The organism is Paenibacillus sp. Paensp38, from assembly GCF_059491915.1.
This window is the reverse complement of record NZ_CP168516.1, coordinates 2,151,275-2,161,403: the sequence shown is the minus strand read 5'-3', so window position 1 is coordinate 2,161,403 and position 10,129 is coordinate 2,151,275. Positions and strand designations below refer to the sequence as shown.

The 10,129-nt window shown below is 39.9% G+C and carries 1 protein-coding gene; it reads left to right on the top strand.

Going from position 1 to position 10,129, the window contains the following annotated elements; translation table 11 throughout:
* Position 1 precedes the first annotated feature (1 nt).
* Positions 2 to 10,111: a non-ribosomal peptide synthetase gene (locus tag ACEN8J_RS09855; RefSeq protein ID WP_495594447.1), complete on the top strand. Its 10,110-nt coding sequence runs from the start codon at positions 2 to 4 to the stop codon at positions 10,109 to 10,111.
* Positions 10,112 to 10,129 lie beyond the last annotated feature (18 nt).

Sequence of the window (10,129 nt, the reverse complement as noted above, 5' to 3'; positions counted from 1 at the left end):
TATGAGTGATTTGAAGAAACAAAACATAAAAGATATGTACCGGCTCACTCCTATGCAGCAAGGGATATTGTACCACTATATGATGGATAAAAATTCAGACGCCTACTTTGAGCAGATATCACTTTCTATAAAAGGCATCCTGGACATTGATTGTGTTGAAAAGAGCGTTAATATCATTATTGAAAAGTATGACGCTTTGAGAACAATTTTTTTGTATGAAAATGTAGCCAAGCCCTTACAAGTAGTCATGAAGGAAAGAAAGCTGTCTGTCAGCTATGAGGATATTACCTCCCTTGCCGAAGAACTAAGGGATAGGTATATAGAAGAATACAGGGTTAAAGACAGAAAAAAGGGCTTTGACTTATCAAGGGATATTTTAACAAGATTAAGTGTAATTAAAACAGGCTACCAATCTTATAACATGGTATGGAGCTTTCATCACATCATTATTGATGGGTGGAGTCTCGCAAATATATTTAGAGAATTTATGGAAAACTATGAAGCCCTGATGAATAGCCGGGAGCCGGAGTCAGGAAAGGTATATCCTTACAGCCGCTATATCAAATGGTTGGAAGGCAGAAATCAGAACGAGGCCGCAGATTACTGGGAAACCTATCTTAAAGGTTACGAGCATCAGACAGTCCTTCCCCAAAACGGCAGGTCTGCAAGTGATGATTTCAGGATTGAAGAAACGGAGTTTAAAATATCTGAACAAATAACTAGCGATCTTGAGAAGTTTGCAGCCAAAAACAATACAACCATGAGTACCATTATAAAGACCATATGGGGGATATTATTACAGCGGTATAACAATACCGATGATGTGGTGTTTGGTGAGGTGGTATCGGGAAGGCCTCATGAAATACAGGGAATTGAGAGCATGGTGGGTTTATTTATAAATACCGTTGCAGTAAGGGTGAGTTGTGATGAGGATAAAACTTTTACCGAACTGATCAAAGAGATGCAGCAATCGGTGCTTGAATCTGACCGGTACAGTTTCTATCCTCTGGCGGATGTGCAGTCAAAAACATGCTTGAAAGATGCCTTGATACATCATGTTATGGCTTTTGAAAATTACCCTATGGATGAAGCGGTTAATGCTTCATCCAGTAATGGCATTTTAAACGTAGTTGGAATGGAAATATTCGAGCAGACGAATTATGATTTTGGGATACTCGTTGATGGCGGTAAGGAATTATCTATTAAATTCAGTTACAACTCACTGGTATATGATGGTAATTTCATAGAAAAAATCAAGGGACATTTTCAGTCGGTAATAGAAATTGTAACCGATAATCCCGATATGCATATTAGGAATATTGATATACTCACCGAAGTGGAAAAGAAAGAAATAGTACACTGCTTCAATAATACAACGGAGGAATACCACAGGGAAAAGACCATTCACCAACTATTTGAGGAACAAGCGGTGAAGACACCTGACAATGCGGCAGTGGTGTTTGAGGGTAAGCAGCTAACCTATAGGGAACTCAATGAGAAGTCAAATCAGCTTGCAAGAGTGTTGAGGGATAAGGGAGTTAAACCAGACAGCATAGTGGGTATTATGGTAGAACGCTCACTGGAGATGGTCATAGGTATATTTGGCATACTTAAAGCCGGAGGGGCATATATGCCTATAGATCCTGACTACCCTAAGGCAAGAATCGAATATTTACTCGAGGACAGCGAGATAGGGGTGCTGATTTCCCAAAAGAAATTCCTGGAGAAAGTGGAGTTTTACGGGAAGTATATAGACATAGAAGATGAAAGCCTTTATGCCGGAAACCCTATGAACTTGGAAGTGGTATGTTCACCGCAAAATTTGGCATATATCATTTATACATCTGGGTCTACAGGAAAACCTAAAGGGGTTATGGTAGAACATAAAGGGGTAGCAAATCTGGAGGCGTTTTTCAAGACCCGCTTAAATGTAAGTGAAAGCGATAGGATTATTCAATTTGCATCAATTTCATTCGACGCTGCAGTTTGGGAAATATTTATGGGACTATTGGCAGGAGCAACACTATATATATCTTCAAGCGATATTATCAATGACTATCGAAGATTTGAAGAATACCTAAATGAAAATGAGATAACTATTGCTACTTTACCACCTCCGTATCTGGCAAATCTGGACCCGGAAAAAGTAACTTCCTTAAAGAAGGTAATTGCAGCAGGTTCGGCTTCCACTCCCGAACTTTTAAAGAAATGGAGCAACAGGATTTCATATATAAATGCTTATGGACCTACTGAGACAACCGTATGTGCAACGGTATGGAAAGCAGATGATTGTGAGACGGCCGATAAGTCGGTACCTATTGGTAAACCTATTACCAATACCCGGGTGTTTATAGTTGATGAAAACAATAATCTTAAGCCCATAGGTGTTGAGGGTGAACTCTGTGTTTCCGGGGCAGGATTGGCGAGAGGATACTTGAAAAAACCGGAACTTACCAGGGAAAAGTTTGTACCGAACCCATTTATGCCTGGAGAACTGATGTATAAAACAGGAGATCTTGCAAAGTGGCTTCCTGACGGGAATATTGCATTTGCCGGCAGAAAAGACCACCAGGTTAAAATAAGAGGGTATAGAATCGAGCTTGAGGAAATAGAAGCAGCCCTTTTGAAGCATGCTGATATAAATGAGGCGGTGGTCATTGACCGGGAGGATTCAAGTGTAGGCAGGTATCTTTGCGCTTATATAGTGTCTGACCGAGAAGTGACAGTGACCGAAATAAGGGAGCTTATATCTAAAGAGCTGCCCGATTATATGATTCCATCCTATTTTATGAGGATAGCAAAAGTACCGTTAACCATAAATGGAAAATTGGACAGAAAGGCGCTGCCGCTGCCTGATGGAAGAATAAATACAGGAACAGAGTATGCAGCGCCTTCAGGTGAAGTGGAGGAAAGGCTTGCGCTGCTGTGGCAGGACATCCTTGGAATAGAGAAGGTAGGAAGAAATGATAACTTCTTTATGCTCGGAGGACACTCGTTAAAGGCAACAAGCCTTGTAGCAAGAATTCACAAAGAGTTCAATGTAGACATACCTCTTAAGGAAATATTCAAGACACCAACCATCTTAGAAATTGCCAGCTACATTGAAGACTCAAAGGAGAGCCTATATCAGTCCATTCAACGTGCTGGGGATATGGAATATTATCCCATGTCTTCCGCCCAGAAAAGACTATATATATTAAACCAGCTTGAAGGAGCTGGAATCGCCTACAATATACCTGGCATAATATTGCTGGAAGGTACTGTTGATAAAGCACGTTTTGAGCAGGCTTTTCATAGTCTGATAGAAAGGCATGAGAGCTTTCGAACCTCCTTCCATATGATCGAGGAAGAGCTGTCTCAGAAAGTCCATGACAAGGCGGACCTAAGTATCATGTACCTGGAAACCAGTGAAGAGAAGGTTCCCGAAATAGTGGAGAAATTCATAAGGCCCTTTGACCTTGGAAAGGCTCCACTATTAAGAGTTGGACTTGTAAAGATTGGAGAAGCCAGACATATTATGGTGTTTGACATGCATCATATCATATCGGATGGAGTGTCCATCGACATACTGGTAAGAGAGTTTATAAGCTTATATGAAGGGAAAATACTTCCTCCACTGCGTATACAGTACAAGGACTACTCAGTTTGGCAGAGGGAATTGTTTGCAGGAGCTGCCATAAGTAAGCAGGAGGAATTCTGGCTCCAAACCTTTCAGGGAGAGATCCCTGTGCTGGATTTATCCACCGACTACCCAAGACCCGCAGTACAAAGCTTTGAAGGAGACTACATCAGCTTTGAAGCTGATAGCGAGCTTGCGGTTAGACTTAACAAGCTTGGATCAGACAATGGAGCTACATTATATATGACGCTTCTTGCTGCATACAATGTGCTGTTATCTAGATACACTGGACAGGAAGATATTATTGTGGGAAGTCCTATAGCTGGAAGGCCTCATGCTGACCTTCAAGACATCATAGGTATGTTTGTAAACACTCTGGCCATGAGAAATCACCCGCAAGGAGAAAAGACTTTTATTGAATTCTTGAAAGAAGTTAAAGAAAATGCTTTGAAAGCATACGACAATCAGGACTATCAGTTTGAAGAATTAGTGGATAAGCTGGACATAAGGAGGGATATGAGCAGGAATCCCCTCTTTGATACCATGTTTGCCATATACAATGTTGGAAAAGCAGAGCTCATAACGTCTGATCTAAGCTTCAAGCCGTACAACAAAGGGATAGAAGGCAGAATATCAAAATTTGACATCACCTTAAATGCATTTGAGACTGAGGATGGTATAGCCTTTGAACTCGAATACTGTACAAGACTGTTTAAGAAAGAAACTGTTGAAAGACTTGGGGCTCATTACATCAATTTGCTGGAAGAAATTGCAGCATACCCCGAAAAAAGGCTTTATGAAATCGAAATGTTATCACAGGAAGAAAAACAGCAAGTATTATACAGCTTTAACGATACTGCTCTCGAATATCCCCTGGATAAAACCATACACCAAATGTTTGAGGAGCAAGTGAAAAAGACTCCTGATCATATTGCAGTGGTTTTTGAAGGTAAACAATTAACCTACCGAGAACTGAATCAAAAGGCAAACCAATTGGCCAGGGCATTAAGAGAAAAGGGAGTAAAGCCTGATGATATTGTAGGCATAATGGTGGACCGCTCGCCTGAAATGGTTATAGGTATAATGTCAGTAATCAAGGCTGGGGGGGCGTACCTTCCTGTAGATCCTAATTATCCATTGGAAAGAAAAAGGTATATGATGGAGGACAGCAAGGCCAAAATTTTACTCACCCAAAATCATCTTATGGATCGTGATGATTTCGATGGTGAGATTATTGATTTATCTGATTATGATTATAATTTTATAAACGATGTGAATATAAAATGTATAAATAAGCCTGGTGATACAGCGTACATCATCTATACCTCTGGCTCAACGGGAAACCCTAAAGGTGTTTGCATTGATAATAAGAGTGTATTAAACCTGGTAGAGGGTCTGTTCCAGAGAATATATAGCAAATATGAATCACCGTTGAATGTTTGCCTCATTGCCCCTTATGTTTTTGATGCTTCGGTGCAGCAGATTTTCGCAGCACTGCTAATGGGGCATGCATTGTACATTGTACCGGAGGAAGCAAGGAAAGACGGTAAAAAGCTGCTGGACTTCTATAGTGAAAATAGGATTGATATTTCGGATGGAACGCCCATACACGTAAATATGATGTTAAATTCTCCTCCTATAGATAATAACCTAAAAGTGAGACATTTTATTATAGGCGGAGATGTTCTTCCATTTGATGCAGTAAAAGACTTCCTAAGCAGATTTGAGGATGTGCAACCTTGCATCACAAATGTTTATGGTCCTACCGAATGCTGTGTGGATTCTACGGAATATTTGATTACTGCGGCGGGGCTTAGTAGATTGGATAATATCCCCATAGGCCGTCCTTTGCCAAACACCAGAGCATTCATACTTGGTAAGAAATTAGAAGTAAATCCTATAGGTATCGCTGGGGAATTATATATATCTGGGGATGGTCTTGCCAAAGGCTATTTAAACAAGACGGGGCTTACTGCAGAAAGATTTGTATCTAACCCGTTTATAAAGGGAGAAAGAATGTATCGTACTGGGGACTTGGCAAGATGGCTGCCTGACGGGAATATAGAATTTTTAGGCAGGATGGACCACCAGGTAAAGATAAGGGGATTTAGAATAGAACTTGGAGAAATAGAGGCTCAGCTATTAAGACATGCTTCAATAAAAGAAGCTGTGGTTATTGTAAAGGAAGACCAACAGAAGAACAAGGATCTGTGTGCATATTTCGTTGGGGAAAATGAACTGACAATAACTGAACTAAGGGAATGCCTTTCAAAAGAATTGCCCGAGTATATGATCCCGGCATACTTCATGCAGCTGGATGAAATGCCTTTGACAGCCAATGGTAAGATAGACCGGAAGAACTTGCCCCACCCTGCTGCTCATTTAAATACTGGAGTAGAGTATGAAGCACCTTCAGGTGAAGTGGAAGAGAAGCTTGTACAATTGTGGCAGGATATCCTGGGGGTTGAGAAAATAGGGAGAAATGATAATTTCTTTGTGCTTGGGGGGCACTCATTAAAAGCAATAAACTTTGCAGCCAAAATTCACAAAGAGTTCAATGTAAATATATCTCTTAAGGAGATATTCAAGCTGCCGACAATTGCAGAAATTACCAAGTACATCCAGGAAGCCCAAGAGAGTATTTATCAATCTATCCAGCCCACTGGAGAAATGGAATACTATCCTATGTCGTCTTCCCAAAGAAGGCTGTATATATTAAATCAGCTTGAAGGAGCAAGGGTGGCATACAATATGCCAGAGTTTATGTTGTTAGAAGGCAGTATTGATATAGAACGTTTTGAGAAAGCCTTAGATCAGCTGGTAAAAAGGCATGAGGCTTTCCGGACCTCCTTCCATATGGTAGATGGTGAACCGGTGCAGAAGGTCCATGATGAGGTGGAATTTAGTATCATGTACATGGAAACCGGCGAAGAAAAAGCCTCAGAAGCAGCAAATGAATTCATAAGGCCATTTGACCTTGGCAAGGCTCCTTTACTAAGAGCAGGGCTCGTAAAAATTAGAGAAGACAGGCATGTCATGATGCTTGATAAACACCATATCATATCTGACGGGGTGTCGGATGAAATACTGGTAAGAGAATTCATAAGCTTGTATGAAGGAATGAATCTTCCAGCACTTCAGATTCAGTACAAGGACTATTCCGTATGGCAGAATAAATTGTTTGCTGACGGCACAATCAGTAAACAAGAAGAATACTGGCTCCAGGCATTTAGGGGAGAAATACCAGTACTTGATATGCCGGTAGACTACCCAAGGCCGGCTATACAGAGTTTTGAAGGCGATATGGTCAGTTTTGAAACAGGCCGGGAACTTGCACATAAACTGAACAAGCTTGCCGTGGATCATGGAGCAACACTGTATATGGTGCTTCTAGCTTCATACAATGTGCTTCTTTTCAAATACACCGGACAGGAAGATGTCGTAATTGGAAGCCCTATAGCAGGAAGGCCACATACAGATTTGCAGGACATCATAGGCATGTTTGTCAATACCCTAGCTATGAGGAATTACCCTCAAGGTAAAAAGAATTTCAGCGAGTTTTTGATGGTAGTAAAAGAAAACGCTCTAAGGGCTTATGAAAACCAGGATTACCCATTTGAGGAACTTGTGGAGAAGCTTAGCATTAAGCGGGATTTGAGCAGAAATCCGCTGTTTGATACTATGTTTGTCTTGCAAAATAAAGAGGCATCAGAATTTAAGATGAATGGGCTAAGGTTCATGCCCTATGATAATGAGTTCAGGGCGTCCAAATTTGATTTGACCCTAAACGCCCAAGAGACCCAGAATAATATTGTATTTGGGTTAAAGTATGCTACTCGTCTGTTTAAGAAAGAGACAATAGAAAAACTTGGGGTCCATTTCATCAATGTACTGGAAGAGATCACAGCTTACCCCGAAAAGATGCTGTCCGAAATAAATATACTATCTCAGGATGAAAAACAGCAAATACTAAATAGTTTTAATGATACAAAGGCAGAATACCCTAGGGATAAGACTCTACATGAGCTGTTCCAAGACCAAGTGGAAAGGACACCTGATAATGTAGCTGTAGTGTTTGAGGACAAGCAATTAACCTACAGGCAGCTCAATGAAAAGGCAAATCAGCTTGCCAGAGCACTAAGAAGTAATGGTGTAAAGCAAAACAGCATAGTTGGAATAATGGTAGAAAGATCTGTAGATATGCAGGTTGGAATACTGGGAATTTTAAAAGCAGGAGGTGTCTATTTACCAATTTCAACCAAACTTCCTGAACTAAGAATAAAAAAATTACTGGAAGATAGTAATGCAACTATGCTGTTGACGCAATCACATTTAGCGGATAAAGCAGAGTTTTACGGTAATATATTACTGCTTGATTCCCCTGAAATATACATTGGAAGTGCTGAAAACCTTGATAAAATAAATAAACCAGAGGACTTAGCTTATATCATTTATACATCGGGATCTACTGGAGTTCCGAAGGGTTCAATGATAGAGCATCGAAGTGTAGTTAACTTGGTTTATGGACTAAGAAAGCTTGTCTATGAAAATTATGATAATTATTTAAATGTTGCCCTTGTGTCCCCTTACTTTTTTGACGCATCTGTAAAACAAATATTTGCGGCTTCTCTCCTTGGCCATACGCTGTTTATAGTTCCTGAGGATACAAGGCTAGATGGTGAGGGCCTTCTAAAGTACTATAACAGGAATTCAATTGCTGTTTCAGACGGAACACCAGCACATATAAAGCTTTTAACAGATACTGCCAGTCCTGGCGAAAGTCTTTCAGTTATACAGTTTATTATCGGAGGGGAAGAACTTTCATGTAAAGGTATACAAGGTTTCTATGATCGGTTTAAAGATAATAACCCTACTATAACAAACGTTTATGGTCCAACAGAATGCTGCGTAGATTCAACTTATTACCATTTAAGCCGTGAGAAGGTGAGAAATCTAACAAGTATACCTATAGGTATGCCATTGCAGAATTATAAGATATATATACTTAATGAAGACATGAATATCTTACCGGTTAATACAACTGGTGAAATATATATATCTGGAGATGGGCTGGCAAAAGGCTATTTGAACAAACTTGAATTGACTACGGAAAAATTTGTAGCTAATCCTTTCAGCTCTGGAGAAAGAATGTATCGTACCGGTGATCTTGGAAGGTGGCTTCCTGACGGAAACATCGAATTTATAGGCAGAGTAGACCATCAGGTAAAGATTAGGGGCTTTAGGATAGAGCTTGGGGAAATAGAAGTGCAGCTATTAAAGCATCCTTCAATAAAAGAAGCTGCGGTAATTGCAAAGACAGACCAGGAGGGCAACAAGTATTTGTGTGCTTATATAGCAGGGGAAAGTGAATTTACAATATCAGATTTAAGGGCGCTTCTCTTAAAAGAACTTCCCGATTACATGATACCACAATACTTTGTTCAGCTGGAAAAGCTGCCTTTGACAGCCAATGGAAAAATAGATCGGAATAATTTACCCCAAAATGACGGTACTTTAGCTACATCAGTAGAGTATGTAGAGCCTTGCGGTGAAGTTGAGGAGAAGCTTGCACTGCTGTGGCATGATGCCCTTGGAGTACAAAAAATTGGTGTGAATGATAACTTCTTTGAACTGGGAGGATACTCACTGAAGGCAATATCCCTTATAAGCAGAATTTATGAACAGTTAAATGTTGAGGTACCACTAAAAGACTTTTATATGGCCCCAACCATAAAGGAAATTGCCCGTTTTATACACAATACGTACGCCAATGATTATATTACACCAAGTCCGGCAATTCATTTTAATTCAGCAATGGAGAGTCTTATGTTTGCATTCCCTCCAGGAGGAGGAAATGGAATAGCTTATGGTAGTTTATCAAAACAAATGAATGCTTATTCCATATATTCCTTTGACTTTATAGAAAATGAGAGCAGGATGGAGGAGTATGTGAAGGCAATTACTTCTGTCAAACCCGAGGGCCCATATATTCTATTTGGTTACTCGGCAGGAGGTAATCTGGCATTTGAAGTTGCTAAAGTATTAATTGAAACTGGACATCATGTATCCGATATAATCTTTCTGGATTCGGCTAAATCATTTGTCCTTATTGAGGAAGAAAGCGAAGATGCTAAGAAACTTGCTGAGCAACAGGATAAAGAATTTATAGAAGAAAATGAGAAACTTATAAAAGGCATGTTTAGAGATAACCAGGCAGTTATTGAAAAGGCCATTGAAAGAATAAGAAATTATCATAAATACACTAGAAGTGTTATAAACTCGGGACAGATAAACTCCAATATCCATCTTATTATATCACAGCAGCAAGACAATGAAGGTGAAGCTGATTTATGTGAAGGATGGAGAGAGGCAACAACGGGAGAGTTCAAAGTATATAACGGATTTGGCAGTCATTTTGATATGTTAAGTACAGGATATATAGATAAAAATGCGGCTATTATTAAAGAAATATTGGAAGAGATCAACCAATAGTTCAGATATAAGGGGTAG